Consider the following 22,016-nt stretch of genomic DNA (forward strand, 5'->3'; position numbering starts at 1 on the left):
ACAGCCGGGCGAAAGGACACAGTGTTAAGAGTCATCGGCAAACGCCTGGCGTTGCTCGTTCCGACCCTGCTGGGGTTATCGATCCTGTTGTTCCTCTGGGTGCGGAGCCTCCCAGGCGGACCCGCCACCGCTCTGCTCGGGGACCGTGCAACACCGGAGGCGGTCGAAAGAATCAACGAGCTGTACGGCTTCAACCGTCCGCTCATCGAGCAGTACTTCATTTACATGGGCAAGCTCCTTCAGGGAGACTTCGGTACGTCGCTGCTGACCGGCCGTCCGGTACTGGAAGAATTCGCCACGCGTTTTCCCGCGACTTTGGAACTGACGATCGTAGCGCTCATCTTCGCCATCGGGATCGGTATTCCGCTCGGCTACCTTGCCGCGAAGCACTACGGCCGCTGGCCGGACCACGGCTCCGTTGTCCTGAGCCTGATCGGCATCACGATTCCGGTCTTCTTCCTGGCCTTCATCTTGAAATGGCTCTTCGCAATCAAGATCCCGGTCTTCCCTACAGATGGCCGGCAGAACCCCCGGATCAACGCCACCCATGTGACGGACTTCTACGTACTCGACGGTCTCCTGACGCGGGAATGGGATGCCTCCTGGGACGCCTTCATGCACCTGGTCCTGCCCGGCATTGCCTTGGGAACCATCCCCCTGGCCATCATCGTGCGGATCACCCGCGCCTCGGTTCTGGAAGTCCAGAACGCTGATTACGTGCGAACTGCAAAGGCCAAAGGATTGCTCGAAAGAACCATCCGCAACCGCTTTATCCTGCGCAACGCCATGCTTCCGGTAACCACCACCATCGGCCTGCAGCTGGGTTTGCTGATATCCGGTGCCGTTCTGACCGAGACAGTCTTTGCTTTCAGCGGCATCGGCCGTTTCCTGCGCGATGCGATCTTTAATCTCGATTACCCGGTTCTCCAGGGGTTCATCATCTTCATCGCGATCCTCTATTCCCTGATCAACCTCATCGTCGATATTTCCTACAGCGTCATTGACCCGAGGGTGCGTGTCCAATGAGCACAACTCTTCCCCCCGCTCCGGGCGGGAACGACTCCGCCAGCAAAGATCCCGTGTTACCTGACTCCGGCGGAACCAGTCTCTGGAAGGACGCGTTCTACCGGCTGCGCCGCAACCCGCAGGCCATTGCCGGGGCCATCATCGTCATGGCGTTCCTGCTCGTCGCTGCGCTGGCACCGGTGCTGGCCCCCTACGGCGGCGAGGACTTGCCGGGACGCACCCACATCACGCCGACCCATATCCCGGGACCGGGTGAAGTTCCCGGATTTGTCCTCGGCTTGGACCGCTTCGGCGGAGATCTGCTCAGCAAGCTCATTTGGGGTGCGCAGTCGTCGCTGCTGATCGGTGTCGTCTCTACGGCACTGGGCCTCGCCGGGGGAATGCTGTTGGGCGTGCTCGCGGGCGGCTTCGGCGGCTGGGTGGACAACGTGATCATGCGGCTGGTGGATATCCTGCTGTCGGTCCCGAACCTGCTGCTGGCCGTGTCCATTGCCGCTGCCCTCGGACAGGGAGCCTACGCGATCATGATCGCCATCGGGGTGTCCCAGGTTCCGATTTTCGCCAGGCTGCTGCGATCTTCCATGATTTCCCAGCGTGGTGCGGACTACATCCTGGCCGCGCAGACCCTTGGCCTGAGCCGGGGCACCATCACCATGAGCCATCTGCTGCCCAACAGCGTCGGCCCCGTAATTGTCCAGGCAACCCTGACCTTGGCCACCGCGGTCATCGACGCGGCTGCGCTGTCCTTTCTCGGTTTGGGCGGCGGCCGGCCGCAGACCGCCGAGTGGGGCCGCATGCTGACCTATGCCCAGGACGAGCTCGGCATTGCACCTCAGCTGGCCTTCCTGCCGGGTCTCTGCATAGCCATCACGGCCTTGGGCTTCACTCTCCTCGGCGAGTCCTTGCGGGAAGCGCTGGATCCCAAGTCCCGCCAGAAATAAATAGCCGACCGGTCAGTCGGGGCGCGGCCGGTGGCGTTGCCTGGCCATGTGCATCATCGCAACGAATCCGGCGATAAACAGCAGCTCCAAGACCGCCAGTCCGAGTACAAAGCCCCACTGCCCTTCCGCGGCAAAAATCACGGCGCCGATGATTAGCAGAACCGTGCCGAGGACGAGGACGAACACCGCACACCCGACTGCAACAGCCTCGCTGCGGACTCCGGTCCTGAAACCAAAGCCCTCCGGACGGTGTTCGTCGTCAGGAGGCAATGCCGGCGTCGTCATCGTAGATCTCCAACTCATTGCCCGGGATGGAGGCAAGCAGCTGCCGGGTGTAAGGATGGCGGGGATTCGTAAAGACCTCCTCCGAAGTGTCGGACTCGACGATTTCACCGTCCTTCATGACGCAGACATAGTCCGAGATTAAACGGACGACGGCCAGATCGTGAGAAATGAAGAGGTAGCTGAGGCCCATTTCGGCTTGCAGGTCACCCAGCAGTTTCAGGATCTGTGCCTGAACCAGAACATCAAGGGCCGACACGGGTTCATCGCAAATCAACAGTTCCGGCTTCAGCGCCAAGGCACGGGCAATGGCCACACGCTGGCGCTGGCCGCCGGAGAGTTCGGACGGGTAGCGGCGAAGCATGCTGTGAGGCAGGGCCACCTGGTCCATCAGCTCACGCACACGCGCCGCACGCTGTTGGGCGTTACCTCTTTTATAGGTACTCAAAGGTTCCTCGACGATCCGTCCAACGGTGAACATCGGGTTCAGCGAAGAATAGGGATCCTGGAACACCGGCTGGACGCGCTGCCGGAAATCACGCAGCTGTACCTTGGTCAGCCTGGCCACGTCCATTCCGTCGAACGTCATGGTGCCGCTTGAGGGCTCGATCAGTTTCAGCAGCATCCGCGCCGTGGTCGTCTTCCCGGATCCTGACTCCCCCACGATGGCCACTGTCCGTCCCCGCGGCACATCCAGAGTGACATTCCTGGCGGCGTAGAAGTCTTCCGATTTTCCCCTGATCTTGTAGATCTTGGTGAGGTCCCGCAACTGCACGATGTTGTCGGTCCGCTGCGGCTCAGCGGCGGTTCCCGCATGTTCGGAGAACGTTTCTTCCGCATGCCGGATCCGTTCGTCGGCACTTGCCGTGTAGGCGCCCGGCTGTAGCCGCACAGCCGCCACACTCGGTGCAGCTTTGACCAGGGACTGGGTGTACGGGTGCTGCGGGTCATTGAGCAGCTGTTCGGCGGGCCCGGTCTCCACAACTCTGCCGCGGTGCATCACCACCAGCTCCGAAGCCCGTTCCGCCGCGAGGCCCAAATCATGGGTGATCAACAGGACGGATGTATCCAGTTCTTCTGTCATTCGGTCGATCTGGTCCAGGATGGTCCGTTGCACCGTGACATCCAGCGCCGAGGTAGGCTCGTCGGCAATCAGCAGCCGCGGCCGGCAGGCCAGCCCGATGGCGATCAGGGCCCGCTGCCGCATGCCGCCGGAGAATTCGTGCGGATACTGCTTGGCGCGTTCGGCCGCGTCCGGTAATCCGGCGGCCTGCAGCGCTTCCACCACCCGTACATCGACGTTCCTGGCCGTGGCCATTCCGTGAACCAGCAGGGTTTCGGCCACCTGAGAGCCGATTTTCGTGACCGGATTAAGGTTGGACATCGGATCCTGCGGTACCAATCCGATCTGGCGGCCCCTGATCCTGCGCATTTTATCCTCGGGCAGGTCCACAAGTTCCTGGCCGTCAAAGACGATGCTTCCTGCCGTGATGCGGCCGTTTTTCGGCAACAGCCCGATGACGGCCATCGCCGTGGTCGATTTGCCGGAACCGGACTCGCCGACAATGGCCAGCGTCCTGCCCGCATGCAAGCGCAGACTGGCATCCTGCACGGCGGGCACATCGCCGTAAGTGGTCCGGAAATTGACGGCCAGATTTCTGACTTCGAGCAGCGGCGCAGCGTCGGCAGATTCGCTCATTGCTCTATCGTGCCCCATCAACGCTGGGTGTGGCCTGCATCTCGCCAAGGTTTTACGGCTTCTTTATCTCCCCTGATGTCAATTAGACTGGAAATTCCGCAAATTCGGCCCACGAGGAGCTCACGAGTGTCACACCTGCCCGCGCGCCGCAGCTTTCTAAAGGCTGGCGCGGCGGCAGCTGTTGTCATCCTCACCGGCTGCACGAGCGAGCCCGGTTCGCCAACGACGGGAACGGCGGCGCCCACGGGGACGTCCGTACCGGCCGCTAACCTGACTTTCACCATGGGTACGGCGGCCAATCCCGCCGGCCTCGATCCCGCGCTGCTCCTGGACTCCGAGTCGTTCCGGGTGACACGGCAGATCATGGAAACGCTGATCGGCGTCGATCCCGACACGGGAGTCCCCAAGCCCCAGCTCGCTACCGAATGGGAAGAGCTCGACGACGGCCGCGCCTACCTCTTCAGGCTGCGCGAAGGCGTCGTGTTCCACGACGGCACGCCGTTCGATGCCGAAGCTGTGAAAGCCAATTTTGAACGCTGGTACAGGCTGCCCCGGGATGCCCGGCCGGCTGAAGCCGCCTTGTCCTTCGCTTCAGTGTTCGAAGCCTTCGCCGATGAAGGTGAGACTTCTCTGTACAAGGACTGCGAGGTCCTGGCACCGAACGAACTGCGGCTGAACCTCAACCGCAGGTTCTCCGGGCTGGTTGCAGCCCTGTCCACGCCGGCCTTCGCCATAGCGTCGCCGGCTGCGCTCGCGGATGGCAATGCCGATGAGCTGAATCAGGAGCGCGGCGGAATCAGGCTCTCCGCGTTCGCGCAGCACCCCGTCGGGACCGGTCCGTTCCGGTTCGAGGCCTGGTCCGAAGAGCAGGTCAAGCTCACCGCCTTCGAGAACTACTGGGGCCCGGCGGCGCAGGCCGGCTCGGTTGTCTTCCAGACACTGCCCCATCCGGCTGCCCGGTTGCGCGCGCTGCAGTCCGGCAGGATTGACGGCTATGACCTGGTCACTCCGGAAACGTATGCGGGGCTGGCCCGCAGCGGGATGCAGATTCTGCAGCGGGATCCCTTCTCCGTGTCCTACCTGGGCATGAACCAGCAATTCGGCCTGCTGGCGGATCTGCGGATGCGTCAGGCGATCGCCCACGCCATTGACCGCTCCGTGCTGATCGAGGACTTCTTCCTGCAGGGGACTACCGAGGCCAAGCAGTTTGTACCCCGAAGCCTGGGCGTGACCGGTGAAGACATCCCTTACTTCGAGTACAACCCCGAGCGCGCCCGGGAACTGTTGGAAGAAGCCGGTTACGACGGCGAGGAGATCCCTTTCTACTACCCGCTGAACGTAACGCGGGCCTATCTGCCGACACCGGAGAAAATCTATGCCGAGCTCAGCCGTCAGCTAACCGCCGTCGGCGTCAATATCCAGCCCAAGCCCCTGGCATGGGAGGACGGCTATCTGGACCGGGTGCAGACGTCCTCGGACCACGCTCTCCATCTCGGCGGGTGGAGTGGCAGTTACCGGGATCCGGACAACTTCCTGGGACCACTGTTCGGTGCGCCCAGCCCCGAGTTCGGTTTCAAGAATATGCAGCTGTTCAACCGGATTGCCCGTGCCCGGACCCTCCCCGCCGGTGAGGAACGCAACCAGGCGTACCTGACCATCAATAACCAGGTAGCCCGGCTGGTACCGGCGGTCCCGCTGGCGTTCCCGGTTTCCGCCCTTGCCATGGGGGCCAGGGTGGCCAGCTATCCGGCCAGTCCGATGCTGGACGAGGTCTACAATCTGGTCAGGCTGCGGACGGACGCCTAAGAGCGGTGCGGCGTATATTAACGGCACTGCGCCGAAACGTCTGTCTAATGGGTCACAATGAGCTCGGGCAATTTTAGTCTCACCACAGGGGCGCGGTAGTCTTCTAAGCGCTGGCAAAGCTGCTATGGGAGATGGAAGTTGACTGCTAATACCCCTTCGGGATCATCCAAGAACATCGACGTTGCCCTGATCGGCGGCGGCATCATGAGCACCACGCTCGGCTCCTTGATCAAGCAGCTGCAGCCCGAGTGGAGCATCAATCTTTACGAGAACCTGGCGCAGGCCGGGCTGGAGAGCTCCGACCCGTGGAACAACGCGGGAACAGGACACGCCGCACTCTGCGAGTTGAACTACACCCCGGCCGCTGCGGACGGCTCCGTGGCTACGGCCAAAGCGGTGGGCATCAACGAGCAGTTCCACGTTTCGCGCCAGTTCTGGTCGCACATGGTTTCCCAGGGACACATCGGGTCCCCGAAGGGATTCATCAATCCCCTGCCGCACATGAGCTTCGTTTGGGGCAACGACCACGCGGACTACCTCAAGCGCCGCTACGAAGCGCTCCGCGCCGAACCGCTGTTCCAGGACATTGAGTTCTCCGAAGACCATGCCGAGCTGGAAAAGTGGGTGCCGCTGGTCATGCAGGGCCGCGATCCGCAGCAGCGTGTGGCCGGCTCCCGCGTAGCAGGCGGCACTGATGTCGACTTCGGCGCGCTGACCCGCGAACTGGCTGGCTTCATGGACGCCCAGGGCGCTGAACTGCACTACGGACACAAGGTGCTCGACGTCTCCCGGGCCACCGACGGCCGCTGGGACGTGAAGGTCAAGAACAACACCACCGGCGAGGTCTCAACCGTCTCCGCCCGTTTCGTCTTCGTCGGCGCCGGCGGCGGGGCGCTACACCTGCTGCAGCGCTCCGGCATTCCCGAGGCCAAGGGCTTCGGCGGCTTCCCGGTCTCCGGGCAGTTTCTGCGCTCCACTGATGACGCGGTCATCGCCCAGCACAACGCCAAGGTCTATGGCCAGGCGTCCGTGGGTGCCCCGCCCATGTCCGTCCCGCACCTCGACACCCGTTTCGTCAACGGCAAGCGCTCCCTCTTGTTCGGCCCGTACGGCGGCTTCTCCCCGAACTTCCTGAAGTCCGGCTCGTTCCTGGACCTGCCGCTGTCCGTGCGCCCCCACAACCTCATTCCCATGCTGGCCGTCGGCAAGGACAACCTGGGCCTGGTCAAGTACCTGATCACCGAGGTCCTCAAGAGCCGGCCGAAGAAGGTCGCCGCCCTGCGCGATTTCTACCCGGAGGCCAACGGCGATTCGTGGGAGCTCATTACGGCCGGCCAGCGCGTGCAGGTCATCAAGAAGGACCCCAAGAAGGGCGGTGTCCTGCAGTTCGGCACGGAAGTCATTACTTCCGCCGACGGCAGCATCAGCGGCCTGCTCGGCGCTTCGCCGGGCGCATCCACGGCAGCACCGATCATGATCCAGGTTCTCCAGCGCTGCTTCCCCAGCGAGTTCAAGGGCTGGGAGCCGAAGCTCAAGGAAATGATTCCGGGCTACGGCGCCAAGCTGAACGAGAACCCGTCCCTGCTGGCGGATATCACCGCGGATACCAACCAGGTCCTCGAACTCGGTTAAGCTTCAGCCATGCATAAGCTGGCCACGCTGTCCCTGGCCAACAGGGCCCTGATCGCTCTGATCACGGTGTTTGTGGCCGTCTTCGGTGTAATCACCATGGGTTCGCTCAAGCAGGAGCTGATCCCGTCGCTGGAGTTCCCCCGGGTTACGGTAGTCACCGCCATGCCCGGGGCGTCTCCGGAGGTAGTGGACAAACAGGTCAGCGAACCACTGGAAAACGCGCTGAACGCGGTCGAGGGGCTTGAATCCTCGACCGCAACGTCGCGGACCGGTCTCTCCACAGTGAACTTGACGTTTGTCTATGGCACCAATCTGGACCGGGCCCGCAGCCAGGTGGACCGGGCCATCTCCAACGCGCAACAGCTGCTGCCCGAGGACGTTTCCCCGCAGTCCGTGGCCGGCAGCATCAATGACTTCCCGATCGTCTTCATGGCGGTTTCGTCCGACCTGCCGCTGAGCGAACTCAATACCGAGCTGCAACGGCTCACGGTCCCCAGGCTGCAGAAGCTGGAGGGCGTCCGCAGCGCCGAAGTCACAGGCGGTGCCGGCCAGCACATCGCCATCCTTCCCGACGATGGCGCCTTGGCCGATCGCAACGTGAGCGTGTCATCCATCGTCGACAGCCTGCAGAACAGCGGCGGCCTCGTGCCCGCCGGCACGGTCCAGCAGGATGAGAAGACCCTTTCCGTCCAGATCGGCAGCCCGCTGGACAGCCTGGAAACCATCGAAAACCTGCCGCTGGCCCCCACTCAAACAACGACGGCGGAGCCCGCGCCGCCGTCGTCGGTTTCCGAAATACCGGGACGGGTTCCCGGTCAGTTCCCCGGCGAATCACAGCCCGCACCGCCGGCCCCGGTGAATCCAGCTCCGGCAGATCCAGCTCCGGTGGATTCCGGCCCGGAAGGTTCCGGCGCCGAGAGGCCCGGGGCCGAGGCTGCAACCGGAGATCCGGTGACCATTGGCGAGGTTGCGGCGGTCCGGATTGTCGACGACGAGCGGACCTCGATTACCCGCACGAACGGCGAAGAAACGCTGGCCCTGGCCGTGACGAAGACGCCGGACGGGGACACGGTGGCAATTTCCCATGCGATCAACGACCTGCTCCCCGAGCTTGAAGCGCAGCTGGGCAACGGGGCCGCTTTCACCACCATCTTTGACCAGGCGCCCTTCATCGAGGAGTCCATCAAGAACCTGACCACCGAGGGGCTGCTGGGTCTCGGCTTCGCCGTGCTGGTCATCCTGGTCTTCCTGCTCTCGGCCCGCTCCACCCTGATCACGGCCATCTCCATTCCGCTGTCCCTGCTGGTCACGTTCATCGGCCTCAGCTCACTCGGCTATTCGCTGAACATCCTGACGCTGGGCGCACTAACCATCGCCATCGGCCGGGTTGTCGACGACTCGATCGTCGTCGTCGAAAACATCAAACGGCATCTGGGTTACGGCGAGGATAAGCGCACCGCCATCGTGACGGCTGTGCGGGAAGTGGCCGGTGCCGTTACCGCCTCCACCCTCACTACCGTCGCGGTGTTCCTGCCGATCGCGTTTGTCGCCGACCTGGCCGGCGAGCTGTTCCGGCCCTTTGCCATCACCACCGCCCTGGCACTGCTGGCGTCCCTGGCGGTGTCCCTGACCATAGTCCCGGTGCTGGCCTACTGGTTCGTCAAGTCCCCCTCGCAGCGGCAGGATCCAGCCGAGGTGCGTGCAACCGCGGATGCCAAGGAACGGGCCTCGCGGCTCCAGCGCGGGTACCTGCCGGTGCTCTCCTCCACGCAGCGGCACCCCGTCATCACGCTGGGTGCGGCGGCCCTGGTCTTGCTGGGCACGGTGGCCATGGTGCCGCTGATGCAGACCAATCTGCTCGGCGATACCGGGCAGAACAGCTTCAGCCTGCGGCAGGAACTGCCCGCGGGCACCAGCCTGGAAGTCACCGACGAGGCAGCGTCCCAGGTCGAGGAACTGCTGGCCGGCACCGAAGGTATCGCCGACGTCCAGGTCACCATGGGCAATTCCACGTCGGGGCTCGGCACGTTCCTTTCCGCCGGCGCCTCCGTCGCCCAGTTCACGGTCATTACCGAAGAGGGCGCCGACCAGGTGGCCTTGCGCGAACGCGTACGCAACGACGTCGAGAAGCTGCCGGATGCCGGGACCATCACGCTCAGTACCCGGGGCGGCGGATTCGGCACCTCCAGCTCGGTGGACATCGACATTTCCGCCAGCAACTCCGGGGAACTGCAGTCGACTTCCGACACACTGGTGGCCGAGCTGCAGGATCTCCCGGGGGCAGCCGAGGTGTCCAGCAACCTTGCCGCCGCCGAACCGGTGGTCCAGGTCTCCATCGACCGGGCCAAGGCCGTAGCGGCAGGGCTCAACGAAGAAGAAATTGCCGGCCTGCTGGCCTCCACCATCAGCCCGCTCCCCGGCGGCACGGTGAGGATCGACACCACGGACTATCCGGTGTTCATCGGCGAAGGAACGGACTTCGCCAGTGTGGAGGAACTGCGCGACGTCGAAGTGCCCACGGCTTCCGGACCGGTGCCGCTGACCGAGGTGGCCACGGTGGAGGAAACCGAAATTCCGACGTCGATCACCAGTTCCGGCGGCGAGCGGACCGCCGTCGTCTCCATTACTCCTGCCGGGGACAATCTCGGCGCGCTGAGCAGCGAGGTCCAGACGGTGCTGGACTCCGTCGAACTTCCGGCCGGTGTCACGGCATCCCTGGGCGGCGCGGCGACCCAGCAGGCCGAGTCCTTCGAGCAGCTCGGCCTGGCGCTGCTCGCCGCGGTGGCGATCGTGTACGTCATCATGGTGGCCACGTTCAAGAGCCTCGTCCAGCCGCTGATCCTGCTGGTCTCCATCCCCTTCGCCGCCACCGGCGCCATCGCGTTGCTGGTCATCACCGGGATTCCGCTGGGACTGCCCTCCCTGATCGGCATGCTGATGCTGGTGGGCATCGTCGTGACCAATGCGATTGTCCTGATCGACCTGATCAACCAGTACCGGCGGCCCCGCGGCGACCGCCCCGGGATGAACGTTGCGGATGCTATCCGGCACGGCGCGCGCCAACGGCTCCGGCCCATCCTGATGACTGCATTGGCGACAGTCTTCGCGCTGACGCCGATGGCGCTGGGACTCACCGGTGAAGGCGGCTTCATCTCGCAGCCGCTCGCCGTCGTCGTTGTTGGGGGTCTGATTTCGTCAACGGCGCTAACGCTGGTTCTGGTGCCCGTGCTCTACCGGTTGGTCGAGGGCCGCCGCGAACGCCGCGCCCTGACCAAAGCCGAGCAGCTTCAGATCCGTGAGCCGGCCACCGTGGGAAGCTAACGTCCCGGTCCTGCCTGCGTGTGGTGGGCCCCACGCTGCCGCCACGGAATGATTTCCGCAGGCCGCGGGTTGTGTCAGTAGATGCAAAAGCATGTAAACTGGTTCTAGACTTCGCAGCAGAGAAAGAGGCACAGCATGGAAATTGGCGTATTCAGCGTTTCTGATATCACCCAGGACCCGACCACCGGCCGGACTCCGACCGAACGCGAACGCATCAAGGCAGCGGTCAGCATTGCCAAGAAGGTCGAAGAGATCGGGATGGATGTCTACGCCACCGGCGAGCACCATAACCCGCCGTTCTACGCCAGTTCGCCGACAACCCTGCTCGGCTACATCGCTGCCCAGACGGAGCGGATCACCCTCTCCACCGCGACCACGCTGATCACCACCAACGATCCGGTCAAGCTCGCCGAAGACTATGCCATGCTGCAGCAGCTGGCGGACGGCCGCGTGGACCTGGTGCTGGGCCGCGGCAACACCGCTCCGGTCTACCCGTGGTTCGGACGCAACATCCAGGATTCGCTGGAGCTGACGGTGGAGAACTATGCCCTGCTGCGCAAGCTCTGGGACGAAGACGTAGTGAACTGGCAGGGCAAGCACCGTACCCCACTGCAGAACTTCACCGCCACGCCCCGCCCGCTGGACGGCGTGGCGCCCTTCGTGTGGCACGGCTCCATCCGCACCCCGCAGATTGCGGAGCTGGCCGCGTACTACGGTGACGGGTTCTTTGCCAACAACATTTTCTGGCCGAAGGAGCACTACATGCAGCTCATCGGCCTTTACCGTGAACGCTATGAGCACTACGGCCACGGCACTGCAGACCAGGCGATCGTGGGCCTTGGCGGACAGTTCTTCATGCGCAAGAACTCGCAGGACGCGGTGAACGAGTTCCGCCCGTACTTCGACAACGCCCCGGTCTACGGCCACGGCCCGTCGATGGAGGACTTCACCGCGCAGACCCCGCTGACCGTGGGCAGCCCGCAAGAGGTCATCGAGAAGACCCTCAGTTTCGCCGACGCCTTCGGCGACTACCAGCGGCAGCTGTTCCTGATCGACCACGCCGGCCTGCCGCTGAAGACCGTGCTCGAACAGCTGGACCTCTTCGGCGAGGAGGTCCTGCCGGTGCTCAAGCGGGAGTTCGCCGCCCGCAAGCCCGCCCACGTACCCGAGGCGCCCACCCACGCCAGCCGCAAGGCAGCCCGGGATGCGGCCTTGGCCGGGGAGACCGTGTCCAATGGCTGATGAGCAATCCCCGCCGCAAATCAGGACGACGTCGGAAGCCTGGGAGTCGCTCTTCCGCACCCAGGTGGCTGTGATGCGCCGGATGCAGCAGCTGCCGGAGTTCAAGAAGCTGGCCATGCGCGAATACGATGTGCTGTTCAACCTCAGCCACTGCCCCACCGGGTGGACCAGGCTCAATGAGCTCAACGAGGCCCTGCTGATCAGCCAGCCGAGCCTGAGCCGGATGGTCGAGCGGCTGGAAGCCAAGGGCCTGGTGCAGCGCCGAACGGCTGAGCGGGACCAGCGTGGCATCGAGATCGCCCTGACCGAGGAAGGCCGTACCCTGCAGCAGGAGATCGGCCGCGTGCACGTGCGACATCTGCATGAGATGCTCGCGCCGGCCCTCAGCGAGGAGGAGTTCAAGCAGCTCCAGTTCCTCACGGACAAGCTCCGCACCGGGCTCAAAGACCGCTGAACTTCGGCGGCGGCCGGCTCTCAGCGCAGTTGCACGGCCGCCGCGGGGTCCGTTTCGGGCACGAAGTCATCCACCACGGCGGTAACTTTCAGCTCCTTCAGGGAGAGGCTGCCGCCCACGGTGGACAGGAAGGCCGTGTCCGAGGCATCCCGCCCGGTGGCAATACGCAGCAAGGTCTGCCGCGGTGCCATGCCGGTGGCATCCACCACGTGCCAGGCGCCGTCGATATAGGCTTCGGCAACCGCGTGGAAGTCCATCGGGTCCAGTCCCGGGGCGTACACGGCGGCGAGCCGCGCCGGCACGTCCTTGGCCCGCAGCAGCGATACCACCAGGTGGGCGAAGTCGCGGCAGACCCCCCTGCGTTCCAGCAGGGTTTCCACTGCTCCATCCGTGGGCCGGGAGGAGCCGCTGACGTAGCGCAGCTCCCGCCCCACCCACGTACGCACGGCGTTGAGCAGTTCCATCCCGTGCAGCGACCCGAATTCGGCGTACGACGTCGGCAGCAACTTGTCGGACTCGCAGTAGCGGCTGGGGCGCACGTACCTGATCAGTTCGGTCCGGTCGATGCGTTCCGGCCCCGCCAGGCCTTCCACCGTCACCGAGTAATCCACTTCAACCGTGGACGGTTCATCCACGTGCAGGGTGTGCAGCCGGCCGGAATGGTTGTCCGCCAGTTCCTCCAGCTGTACCTCAACGCCGTCCACTGTCACGGTGAAGGTCTCGTCGAAGGCTGTGTAGCCGGAGTTCCGGGCGGCCGCAATGGCAAACACCATGGACGTGTTGGCTGTGGTCCTGGCGACGAGACGGGCCGAGGCGGCTCGTTTCATGAACGCTCCCTTTGGCTGGATGGTGCGGAGGCCTGCTCTGCGATCCGCAGGGAGGTGATCATCTCCCGCAGCTGCGCAAAGCGGTCCGTCTCCAGATACTCCAGCGCTTCCTGCACGCTGTTGTAGCTCTTCAGCTCCCCGGCCGGCTCGTCCGCCGACGGGACGCCGTGCACAGGGGTATCCGAAAACGAGTAAAGGCCCACCTTATCCGGTCCCGCGACCGCATTCTGAATGGCGCAGGCCTTGTTGTCCACACCGCCAACCTTATTCGTGATGCCCATCGAGGCAAAGAACTTATAGCCGCGCAGCATGCGGAACACGAACCGCGGTTCAATGTTGCCGGCTCCGTCCACCGCTGCCACATCGAAGGGCTCACTGGCCAGCACCACATAGTCGGTCACGTTACCGGGAGTGCACTGGGCTTCCTCCAGGATCAACCGGGTGTGCAGCTGGGCCACCGGCCTGCCCCCGCCGTCGCGGATTTCCAGATGGATGCCGCCGTCGGATGGTTGCGTCGGCTCGCGCTGCTGCTGCACGGTCCAGTCCTCGGGCAGGTCGAAGCCCAGGGTGCCGGCCGGGTCCGTGTAGGTCTTCCAGCCTTCCCGGGTTGTCCCGTAAGGTTCGGGAGAAGGGCGCGGCATGGTCATTGACGACGGCGGCGCGGCCTGCGCCGGTGGAGCGGCTGCTCCTGCGTCCGGGGCAAGGTCCAGCAGGCCGCAGCCGGAGAGTGTTACGCCGACGACGGCCAGGGCGGCAACTGACCGCAGGCGCCGGTTGCGTCGCGCTGCAGGCAAGGGATCACGTTCCTTCGGTCGCGGCAAGGGGTTTCCTTCCACGGTACCGATCCCCCGCCGCCAAACTGCCGCACGCCGGGGCGTGTCTGCGAAGTCCGGCGGGCCGGCTAGGGCGCCAGCTTCCGGACGTCTCTCACCGCACTGGCCACCGCCCGTGCCGCCAGCGCGATCTCGGCCTCCTTGACTGCTGCGGTGAAGGTCAGCCGCACCGCGGTCTGGGCCACCGCCGGATCAATGCCCATGGCCAGCAGCACCCCGGACGGCTCATCCGAACCGGCCGAGCAGGCAGACCCGCTGGAACACACCACGCCCCGCCGCTCGAGCTCGAGGAGGACGGCTTCTCCCGAAGTCCCCGGAAAACAGAAGGAAGCACTGGCCGGCAGGCGCTCCGTCCGATGCCCGGTCAGCTGCGCCTCCGGCAGCGCCTTCAGCACCTGCTCGATCAGGTAGTCGCGGTAACCGGTGACCCGCGGCACTGTCTCGGCCCGCTCCTTCTCGGCCAGGGACAAGGCGGTGGCGATGGCGACAGCACCGGCAACGTTTTCCGTGCCGGACCGGCGCCCGTTTTCCTGTCCGCCGCCATGGACCAGCGGTTCCAGCGGCCGCCGGCCGGAGACGTACAGCAGCCCGCAGCCCTTGGGCGCACCGAGTTTGTGTCCCGAAATACTCAGCGCGTCGACACCAAGGCGGCCAACGTCCAGGTCCAGCCAGCCGGCGGCCTGCACCGCATCCGTATGGAAAGGAACCTTCGCCTCGCGGCACAGCCTGGCGATCTCTTCGACCGGCTGGATGGTGCCCACCTCATTATTGGCGTACATCACCGTGCACAACGTGGTCTCCGGCGTGAGCTCGGCAGCCAGGGCTTTAAGATCGACGACGCCGTCCGGGTGCACCGGGACGCGGACGAGCGTAAAACCGTGCAACCGTTCCAGGTACTCCACGGTCTCCAGAACAGAGGGATGCTCCACTGCACTCACCACGATGCGCTTGCCGCGGGGCGTGGCCAGCGCCAGCCCCTTGATGGCGAGGTTGTTGGCTTCGGTGCCCCCCGAGGTGAAGATGATCTCCCCGGGCCGGCAGCCGAGTACCTGTGCCGCGGTTCTGCGTGCATAGTCCAAGGCCCGCCCGGCTGCTTCGCCGACCGTGTGGTGGCTGGAGGGGTTGCCGAAATCCTGCGTCAAGGCCGGCCACATCGCTTCCAGTACCTCCCGCCGTACGGGAGCTGTGGCGGCGGCGTCCAGGTAAATCATGGGATCAGCTACTGCTTTCGTCAGGAGATGTGGATGTCCAGCCCCAGGTCCAGAGACCTGACGCTGTGGGTGAGCGCGCCGGAAGAAATCACATCAACTCCGGTGCGGGCGATCTCCCCCACCGTTTCCAACCGGACATTGCCGCTGGCTTCCACCAAGGCACGTCCCGCCACCTGGGCCACACCGGCGCGGAGCCCCTCGAGCGAGAAGTTATCCAGCATGATCGTGTCCACCCCGGCTGCCAGTACGGGTTCGATCTGCTCAGCCCGGTCCACTTCGACTTCAAAATGGACCGTGTGCGGCAACCGCGACTTCGCCTCCCGCAAGGCCTCGGTCAGATCCTTCCGGCCGCCGTCGGTAATCACGGCGAGGTGATTGTCTTTGGCCATCACAGCATCGGAGAGCGAATAGCGGTGGTTGTGCCCGCCGCCGCACCTCACGGCATAGCGCTCCAGCGCGCGCAGCCCGGGGGTTGTCTTGCGGGTATCAACCACCCGGGCCGCCGTTCCGGCCACCGCCCCGACGAAGGCAGCCGTCTGGGTGGCAATGCCGCTCAGACGCTGCAGCAGGTTCAGTCCCACGCGTTCAGCCAGCAGGATGGAGCGAGCGTTGCCGCTGATCACCGCCAGTACCTGGCCGGCGTCGAACGTGTCCCCGTCCTGCACCTTGAACTGTACGGACACGGAGGCGTCGACCTGGTGCAGGACTGTTTCCAGCACGGGAATGCCGGCGAACACGCCTGGCTCGCGCGCCGCAAGCTCTGCCGTCGCCGTAGCATCAGCTGGGATCAAGGCGTTCGAGGTGATGTCGCCCCACGGGGCGTCTTCGGCGAGCGCGGCGGCGACAATACGCTCAAGCGTCGGCTGGTCGGGCGGAAGAATGTGGTTCATGGCTGCTCCTGGCTGGCGCTGCGGCCGGGGGCGCCGGCACGGGGATTGACAAAACTGAGGCGGCCGCCGCCCACCGGACGGTTTTCGAAATCGGTACGGTAATGGGCTCCGATGGAGTTCTCGCGTGCGCTGGCCGCGGCAACCACCAGACGGGCGGTGGTGAGCAGGTTTGCGTCTTCGGCGCCCGCCTGGTCCGTCGGTTCCACGGCCCACTCTCCCAGCTGCTTGGCGGCGAGCTCCAGGGTTGCTCCGTCCCGTGCCACGCCCGCTGCCGAGGACATCAGCCGCTGCAGGTCGGCACGGGTGCAGGGCCCGGTGCCTTCCGAAAGCTCCAGCGGGTGCGCCTCGAACACCGGGGTCGGCTCCCCGCCGGCGAGCGCCCGGACAGCCCGGCGGGCGAAGACCAGCCCTTCCAGCAGCGAGTTCGACGCCAGCCGGTTGGCTCCGTGCACTCCCGTGCACGCGGCCTCCCCCACGGCAAACAGGCCCGGCACCGAGGTCCGCCCGGCGAGGTCCGTACGGATCCCGCCCATCCAGTAATGCGAGGCGGGCACCACCGGCAGCGGCTGCCAGTTCCAGTCCAGGCCCAGCGCTGTCACAGTGTTATGGATGGTGGGGAAACGCCGTGCCAGGAACCCCGGCCCCTTGGCGCGGCTGATACCGGTGGCGTCCAGATAGACCTGGGCCGCTTCGCCGCGCGACTCAAGCAGCAGCCGCTGCCGGCAGATTGCGCGCGAGACAACGTCCCGGGGCGCGAGCTCGGCATCCGGATGATAATCCGGCATAAAGCGGTGCCCGGTGGAATCCACCAGCAGGGCACCCTCCCCGCGAACGGCCTCGGAGATCATGAAGGCTGTTCCGTTGGCCGCGGCCGGATCCAGCAACGTGGGATGGAACTGGATGAATTCCAGGTCCGTCAGGACCGCTCCGGCCGCCCAGGCGAGCGCGACACCGTCGCCGGTGGCGGTCTCCGGATTGGTGGTTGCATCGTAAAGCTGCCCGGCCCCGCCAGTGGCGAGAACAACGACGTCGGCCTGCAGCTGCGTGCGCACCTCGCCTTCGGGCGCTCCGAAGAGTTCGACGCCGGTAACCCGGCCGTCGGTTTCCAGCAGACGGGTCACGAAGCTGTGCTCGCGGAGCTCCAGCCGTCCGGCGCCGGCCAGGGACCTAACCCGGCGGATCAGCACCTCGGCAATGGCAGCACCGGTCCGGTCGCCGCCGGCATGCAGGATCCGCGCCGCCGAATGGGCACCCTCGAGTCCCAGCGCCAGCCGTGTCCCCTTCCGGTCGAAGGGGACTCCCCACCGGAGCAAGGTGTCGATCTCGGCGCCGGCGGCTTCGCAAAGCAGCCGCACCGCGGCGTCGTCGTTTAATTCCGCACCCGCGGAAAGCGTGTCCGCCACGTGCGCATCGACCGAATCGCCCGCGGCCTCGCCCTGTCCGGTCACGGCGGTGATCCCGCCCTGCGCGAACCAGGTGTTGCTCTGCGCGAGCGCCCCCTTGGTCACCAGCGTCACCTGATGCCCGTCAGATTCCCCGGCGGCGAGCGCCGCCGCGTACAGTCCGGCTATGCCGGAACCGACGACGAGGATCCGGCGGCCGCCTGTCCGGCGCCGCGTGTTCATGGCTTGGCTGCCAGCATCCGCTCGAGGGCCACGCGCGCCGGTACCGCCACACTGTCCTCAACGGTGATCTGGTTCAGGACTTCGCCGCGCTCGGCGTAGGCCTCCAGGACCCAGGCCAGGTAGCCGGGGTGGATCCGGTACATGGTGGAGCACGGGCAGACCACCGGATCGAGGCAGAAAATGGTGTGCTGCGGATACTCCGCGGCCAGCCTGTTCACCATGTTGATCTCGGTGCCGACGGCGAAGACGGTCGGCTCGGTGGCGGCGGCGATGGCCTTGCGGATGTAGTCGGTCGATCCGGCCTCGTCCGCTGCATCCACGACCGGCATCGGGCACTCGGGGTGCACAATCACCCGCACGCCGAGGTAGTCCGAGCGTGCCTTCTCGATCTGGTCCACGGTGAAGCGCTTGTGCACCGAGCAGAAGCCGTGCCAGAGGATGACGCGGGAATCCTGCAGGGTCTGCTCGTCGTTGCCGCCCAGCGGTTTGCGCGGGTTCCACATCGGCATCTGCTCCAGCCCTACGCCCATGGCCTTGGCGGTGTTGCGGCCCAGGTGCTGGTCCGGGAAGAACAGCACCCGCTGGCCCCGCTCGAAGGCCCATTCCAGTACGGTCGCGGCGTTCGATGAGGTGCAGACGATGCCGCCGTTTTCGCCGCAGAAGCCCTTCAGCGCGGCGGAGGAGTTCATATAGGTCACCGGGATGACCGGCAGTCTGCCGTCCGCATCCGGTTCCGAGCCGAGCACGTCCGTGAGCTGGTCCCAGCAGGCCTGCACGGAGTCGATGTCCGCCATGTCCGCCATGGAGCAGCCGGCTGCCAGGTTCGGCAGGATAACGGACTGGTCCGCACCGGAGAGCAGATCCGCGGTTTCGGCCATAAAGTGCACGCCGCAAAAGACGATGATTTCCGCCTCCGGCTTTTCCTTCGCGGCCCGCGCCAGCTGGAACGAATCCCCCACGAAATCCGCATACCTGACAACTTCGTCCCGCTGGTAGAAGTGGCCCAGCACCACCAGCTTTTCGCCCAGCTTTTCCTTGGCCGCCATGATCCTGGCGTGCAGCTCGTCGTCGCTGGCCAGCCGGTATTCCTCCGGGATCTGGCCCTGCCGCGGGGTTGCGGCCGGGGCAATATCGGCCATGGAGGCACCAGGTCCGTACGCAGGCGTGGCGCCGCCGTCGAAATTCCACGGGGCCTTGACTAGGTCAGGGCTGCAGCTGCCGGCGGCCGCCGGGCGCGTCTCGGCTTGCTCGCGGGTGATGAGCTCGATCGTGCTGTTGGTTGATCCCATGGTCTTCTCCGGTTTCTGGCGGTTGGCAAAAGTTCCGGCTGTTTAGCCGAGGGGTCCGTTCCCGGGGCTGGTGCTCCCGGTGTAGCGGTAGAGCCGGGGCGGCCGGTGCCGGCCGCCCTGCAGGTATTCGTCGGTGGCCTCAATGTCCGTGGCGGCACGCAGCTGGCGGCGGAAGTTGGCCGGGTCCAGTTCCTTGCCCAGAACGGCCTCGTAGACCTCGCGGACCTGGGCAAGGGTGAACTTTTCGCCCAGGAAGGCGTAGGCGATGGAGCTGTACTCCACCTTGTTCCGCAGCCGCCACAGCGCATAGTCCACAATCTGGTTGTGGTCGAAGGCGAGCTGGCCAAGGTGGTCGGCGCGGAACCACCGCACGTTTTCCGTTTCGCGCGCCAGCGCCGCGACGTCGGGCTTTACCAGCGCCCAGTAGACAATCGAAACGACGCGTTGGACCGGCGACCTGTCCAGCCCGCCGAAAGCGTACAGCTGTTCCAGATAGCTCGGCTGCAGCGATGTGGTGTCCTGCAGGTTCCGCCGGGCCGCGTCCGGCAACGACTCATCTGGACTTAGCGGTCCGCCGGGCAGAGCCCAGAGATCGCGGTAGGGCTGCCGCGTGCGGCGGACCAGCGGGAGCCAGATCGTGGGGCGCGCCGAATCCTCATCCGGACGCAGCGCAAAGATGACGGTGGAAATGGCAAGCTCGGGCGGCTGCTGCCTGCGTTCCGAAACGTTCGCCGAGTAGACCATTGCACACCTCCGCACCCTCAACAGTAATGGTCATTGTGACAAGAACACATTCTAGCCTGTAAAAGTCAAAGTGACATAATCACCGTTGGCGGCCCTGGAATTATGAAGTTACAGAAGCTTATGACTTCGCAGAGTTAGTGGGCACTCACCACAAACCCCGGTCAGTGACGGGGCCCCCTTCCGCCACCGGTCCCGCCTCAGAGGCGGGCGGGGAGGATCGACGTCGTGACGGCCACGGCTTGCGGCGTGCGGGGGACGGAACTGAAGCCGAAGCGCACGGGCGGATACACCGGCGCGAGGGGTCCGAGGCCGGCCCCGTTCCAGCTCGCCGCGGCGCGCTCGACGCTACGGATGGAGCGCACGCCATAGTATTCCCGACGTCCGCCTCCGGCGGAGCCGGCGGTGGCCACCCCCGGGAGCAGGATCCCCGCGGCGCGGTTCACGGCTGTCAGCCACGCCGGGTGGACGGCGATCCGGGCGGGGACCAGTTGCAGCATCCTGCCCGGCGGCGTAACGGGGCCCAGGTCGGCGCGCAGCTCCAGCGGGCCGCCGGAAACGCGGAGGACCAGTGCGGCGGTCCCGGGTTCGTTCCCCGGTTCCGCGCTCCGTTCCCCGGCGGGGCTCAGGCTGGAGTCCAGCGGCGCCACCACCACGTCGTCGAAGCGGTAGGTCGCGGACACATAGTCGGCGACCGCCCGGTTGGGGGCCAGCAGCGTCCGCAGCCCGTCGCGGTCTTCGGTCATGACGTCAGTGAAGGCACCGAGCGGCGAGTCCATCCAGTGCCCGACCACCAGTCGGCGACCCGCGCCGGTGCCCAGACCCGCAATGAACCCTGTAAAGCGTTCCATCCGGCTACCGTACGGCTCCGGCGGGCCCGCCGCACGCCGTTGCGTAGAATCGTCGTCGCCGCTGTCGAAAGGACCACCTTGGCCAAGCTGTATTTCCGCTACAACGCCATGAACTCTGGGTCGGTCCCGAGCGCTACTGGGACCAGCTCGCAGACGGGACGGAGGGCGGGAACCTCGGGACCGTTCTGTACCATCCGCCAACGGGCACGTATCCCGGCTCAGGCAGGCTCGATCGTAAACATGTCGCCTTTGCGCTTCACTTTCCATAAGCGCACGTTGCCTTCCTCGGTAACGACGGCGATCGTGCGCTTGACCTGCAGGACGTCAATATTGTCGGGGTAGGGCGGGTAGCCGGTACGCAGCATGAATTCGACAGCGAATCTCTCATTGACTGCCGGGGACCAGTTTCTTCTGCCGGGATGAGGCTGTCAGCGACAGGATAATTCCCAGGCCGTATAGGGTCATCAGCACGGTGGAGTGCCAGTCGTCGCCGACCCGGTCCTGTCCCATGGTGAGCCACGCAAAAGCCAGAAGCATCAGCATCAGTGCCAGTTGGACCAGGTTTTGCCGTACGCCCAGAAGCCAATAGGCATGGATCTCCGGAAAGGAGAAGGTCATCGCTCCTGTGCCGCTCATTGGCCTCCGATCTGGAAGCGCGTCCCCCTGTGCACCTTCTGGCTATCAGTCTCGCAGTCAAAGCAGCGACCATCAAAGATGCCGGAGGCAGCGTCCATCCCAGAGGTTCCCGAGGTCATCCGCGAGATTCGGATCAGCTTGCGGGAATGACTAACCGGCTTCCGGGCGCAGTGATCAATTGGGAATCCGAAATTATTCATGGGTCTGGTCGTCGCCGTGTAATCGGTCCCATTCGGCCTTGGCCTCCAGGGCTTCCTCTTCCCGGCTGCGCCGGAGCAGCCGGATGTCCCACGGAGAACAGCGAAAAGCATATGACGCCGGCGGCAAAGCCCCAGATCATCTGGTCCTTGACGAACAGCGCTACGGCCGCGATACCAAGGAGCCCGGCAAAGAAATCGATCAGCTGGTACTGAACTTCGGCCCTGCTCCTGTTCGTTTTCTTACCGGGAGGCTGAGGGACCCCGATTGTTGACTCTTCTTCTTGTCCGAGACCGTAGCTGTTTTTGATCCGCCTGTGTTTTAGCGCGCGGTGCCCGACGATGACTATCAGGAGAAACACCGAAGCGGCCACGAGGCTGAGGACGACTTGATTCCGGACGAAGAGGAACACGGCCATCGTGGCTATTACCGCGCCCAGGATTTTAACCAGCAAAGGAGCCAGTTCAAGTCTGCGCACAGTCTCCACCGCCGGTCCCATCGTCGGCTTCACG

General features: G+C 65.0%; 20 protein-coding genes. 7 read left to right on the plus strand and 13 right to left on the minus strand.

The genetic code is table 11. The features are described 5' to 3' along the window. The first annotated feature begins 21 nt into the window (after positions 1-21). Together J5251_RS16880 and J5251_RS16885 are read left to right on the plus strand one after the other, a co-directional pair. Positions 22-1,026 (plus strand): ABC transporter permease, encoded by a 1,005-nt coding sequence (locus tag J5251_RS16880; RefSeq protein WP_208574659.1) that lies wholly within the window; start codon positions 22-24, stop codon positions 1,024-1,026. After that, a complete protein-coding gene (locus tag J5251_RS16885; protein ID WP_208574660.1) occupies positions 1,023-1,967 on the plus strand; it encodes an ABC transporter permease in 945 nt (314 codons plus the stop codon). Before J5251_RS16880 ends, J5251_RS16885 begins: the two co-directional genes overlap by 4 nt. Positions 1,968-1,979: 12 nt before the next feature. Here the strand turns inward: J5251_RS16885 and J5251_RS16890 are convergent, their stop codons facing one another. After that, entirely contained in the window at positions 1,980-2,252 is a 273-nt protein-coding gene (locus J5251_RS16890; RefSeq protein ID WP_139007150.1) for a hypothetical protein, read from the minus strand. Then, entirely contained in the window at positions 2,227-3,948 is a 1,722-nt protein-coding gene (locus J5251_RS16895) for a dipeptide ABC transporter ATP-binding protein (RefSeq protein ID WP_244250708.1), read from the minus strand. Before J5251_RS16895 ends, J5251_RS16890 begins: the two co-directional genes overlap by 26 nt. 126 nt (positions 3,949-4,074) lie before the next feature. Here J5251_RS16895 and J5251_RS16900 point away from each other — a divergent pair, with 126 nt between their 5' ends. The 5 genes from J5251_RS16900 (at position 4,075) to J5251_RS16920 (ending at position 12,403) form a co-directional block, all read left to right on the plus strand. Next, a complete protein-coding gene (locus J5251_RS16900; protein ID WP_244250709.1) occupies positions 4,075-5,754 on the plus strand; it encodes an ABC transporter substrate-binding protein in 1,680 nt (559 codons plus the stop codon). Between the two features lie 138 nt (positions 5,755-5,892). Beyond that, positions 5,893-7,386 (plus strand): malate:quinone oxidoreductase, encoded by a 1,494-nt coding sequence (locus J5251_RS16905; RefSeq protein WP_139007153.1) that lies wholly within the window; start codon positions 5,893-5,895, stop codon positions 7,384-7,386. Positions 7,387-7,395: 9 nt separating this feature from the next. Beyond that, complete coding sequence (locus J5251_RS16910; protein ID WP_244250710.1) at positions 7,396-10,707, plus strand: efflux RND transporter permease subunit; 3,312 nt, start codon at positions 7,396-7,398, stop codon at positions 10,705-10,707. A 135-nt stretch (positions 10,708-10,842) separates the two neighbouring features. Beyond that, positions 10,843-11,949: an LLM class flavin-dependent oxidoreductase gene (locus tag J5251_RS16915; protein WP_139007154.1), complete on the plus strand. Its 1,107-nt coding sequence runs from the start codon at positions 10,843-10,845 to the stop codon at positions 11,947-11,949. Continuing rightward, positions 11,942-12,403: a MarR family winged helix-turn-helix transcriptional regulator gene (locus tag J5251_RS16920; protein WP_139007155.1), complete on the plus strand. Its 462-nt coding sequence runs from the start codon at positions 11,942-11,944 to the stop codon at positions 12,401-12,403. The genes J5251_RS16915 and J5251_RS16920 overlap by 8 nt, the downstream gene beginning before the upstream one ends. Before the next feature lie 20 nt (positions 12,404-12,423). Here J5251_RS16920 and J5251_RS16925 read toward each other — a convergent pair whose 3' ends face one another. From J5251_RS16925 to J5251_RS16975, 11 genes are all read right to left on the minus strand, one after another. Next, positions 12,424-13,230 (minus strand): transglutaminase-like domain-containing protein, encoded by an 807-nt coding sequence (locus J5251_RS16925; protein ID WP_208574663.1) that lies wholly within the window; start codon positions 13,228-13,230, stop codon positions 12,424-12,426. Then, entirely contained in the window at positions 13,227-14,024 is a 798-nt protein-coding gene (locus J5251_RS16930; RefSeq protein WP_208574664.1) for a hypothetical protein, read from the minus strand. Before J5251_RS16930 ends, J5251_RS16925 begins: the two co-directional genes overlap by 4 nt. A 107-nt stretch (positions 14,025-14,131) precedes the next feature. Further along, positions 14,132-15,274 (minus strand): cysteine desulfurase family protein, encoded by a 1,143-nt coding sequence (locus J5251_RS16935; protein ID WP_208574665.1) that lies wholly within the window; start codon positions 15,272-15,274, stop codon positions 14,132-14,134. 20 nt (positions 15,275-15,294) lie between these two features. After that, a complete protein-coding gene (gene nadC / locus J5251_RS16940; RefSeq protein ID WP_208574666.1) occupies positions 15,295-16,164 on the minus strand; it encodes a carboxylating nicotinate-nucleotide diphosphorylase in 870 nt (289 codons plus the stop codon). Further along, complete coding sequence (gene nadB, locus J5251_RS16945) at positions 16,161-17,789, minus strand: L-aspartate oxidase (protein ID WP_208574667.1); 1,629 nt, start codon at positions 17,787-17,789, stop codon at positions 16,161-16,163. The genes nadC and nadB overlap by 4 nt, the downstream gene beginning before the upstream one ends. Continuing rightward, entirely contained in the window at positions 17,786-19,078 is a 1,293-nt protein-coding gene (gene nadA / locus J5251_RS16950) for a quinolinate synthase NadA (RefSeq protein WP_208574668.1), read from the minus strand. Before nadA ends, nadB begins: the two co-directional genes overlap by 4 nt. A 42-nt stretch (positions 19,079-19,120) precedes the next feature. Beyond that, entirely contained in the window at positions 19,121-19,822 is a 702-nt protein-coding gene (locus tag J5251_RS16955) for an NUDIX hydrolase (protein WP_208574669.1), read from the minus strand. A 197-nt stretch (positions 19,823-20,019) separates the two neighbouring features. Further along, entirely contained in the window at positions 20,020-20,670 is a 651-nt protein-coding gene (locus tag J5251_RS16960) for a hypothetical protein (RefSeq protein ID WP_208574670.1), read from the minus strand. A gap of 218 nt (positions 20,671-20,888) precedes the next feature. Next, positions 20,889-21,035, minus strand: coding sequence for a hypothetical protein (locus J5251_RS16965; protein ID WP_208574671.1), 147 nt, complete (start codon positions 21,033-21,035; stop codon positions 20,889-20,891). Between the two features lie 19 nt (positions 21,036-21,054). After that, positions 21,055-21,306: a hypothetical protein gene (locus J5251_RS16970; protein ID WP_208574672.1), complete on the minus strand. Its 252-nt coding sequence runs from the start codon at positions 21,304-21,306 to the stop codon at positions 21,055-21,057. 196 nt (positions 21,307-21,502) lie between these two features. Then, the gene (locus tag J5251_RS16975; protein WP_208574673.1) at positions 21,503-21,991 is read right to left on the minus strand and encodes a hypothetical protein; all 489 of its coding nucleotides are present in this window, start codon (positions 21,989-21,991) and stop codon (positions 21,503-21,505) included. Positions 21,992-22,016: the final 25 nt, after the last annotated feature.

Source organism: Arthrobacter crystallopoietes (genome assembly GCF_017603825.1).
Lineage (GTDB): Bacteria > Actinomycetota > Actinomycetes > Actinomycetales > Micrococcaceae > Crystallibacter > Crystallibacter crystallopoietes_B.

Coding starts and splice junctions, on each gene's coding strand:
- J5251_RS16885 (WP_208574660.1), top strand. CDS start 1,023: ATGAGCACAACTCTTCCCCCCGCTCCGGGCGGGAACGACTCCGCCAGC.
- J5251_RS16890 (WP_139007150.1), bottom strand. CDS start 2,252: ATGACGACGCCGGCATTGCCTCCTGACGACGAACACCGTCCGGAGGGC.
- J5251_RS16895 (WP_244250708.1), bottom strand. CDS start 3,948: ATGAGCGAATCTGCCGACGCTGCGCCGCTGCTCGAAGTCAGAAATCTG.
- J5251_RS16910 (WP_244250710.1), top strand. CDS start 7,396: ATGCATAAGCTGGCCACGCTGTCCCTGGCCAACAGGGCCCTGATCGCT.
- J5251_RS16915 (WP_139007154.1), top strand. CDS start 10,843: ATGGAAATTGGCGTATTCAGCGTTTCTGATATCACCCAGGACCCGACC.
- J5251_RS16920 (WP_139007155.1), top strand. CDS start 11,942: ATGGCTGATGAGCAATCCCCGCCGCAAATCAGGACGACGTCGGAAGCC.
- J5251_RS16925 (WP_208574663.1), bottom strand. CDS start 13,230: ATGAAACGAGCCGCCTCGGCCCGTCTCGTCGCCAGGACCACAGCCAAC.
- J5251_RS16935 (WP_208574665.1), bottom strand. CDS start 15,274: ATGATTTACCTGGACGCCGCCGCCACAGCTCCCGTACGGCGGGAGGTA.
- nadC (WP_208574666.1), bottom strand. CDS start 16,164: ATGAACCACATTCTTCCGCCCGACCAGCCGACGCTTGAGCGTATTGTC.
- nadB (WP_208574667.1), bottom strand. CDS start 17,789: ATGAACACGCGGCGCCGGACAGGCGGCCGCCGGATCCTCGTCGTCGGT.
- nadA (WP_208574668.1), bottom strand. CDS start 19,078: ATGGGATCAACCAACAGCACGATCGAGCTCATCACCCGCGAGCAAGCC.
- J5251_RS16955 (WP_208574669.1), bottom strand. CDS start 19,822: ATGGTCTACTCGGCGAACGTTTCGGAACGCAGGCAGCAGCCGCCCGAG.
- J5251_RS16960 (WP_208574670.1), bottom strand. CDS start 20,670: ATGGAACGCTTTACAGGGTTCATTGCGGGTCTGGGCACCGGCGCGGGT.
- J5251_RS16965 (WP_208574671.1), bottom strand. CDS start 21,035: ATGCTGCGTACCGGCTACCCGCCCTACCCCGACAATATTGACGTCCTG.
- J5251_RS16970 (WP_208574672.1), bottom strand. CDS start 21,306: ATGAGCGGCACAGGAGCGATGACCTTCTCCTTTCCGGAGATCCATGCC.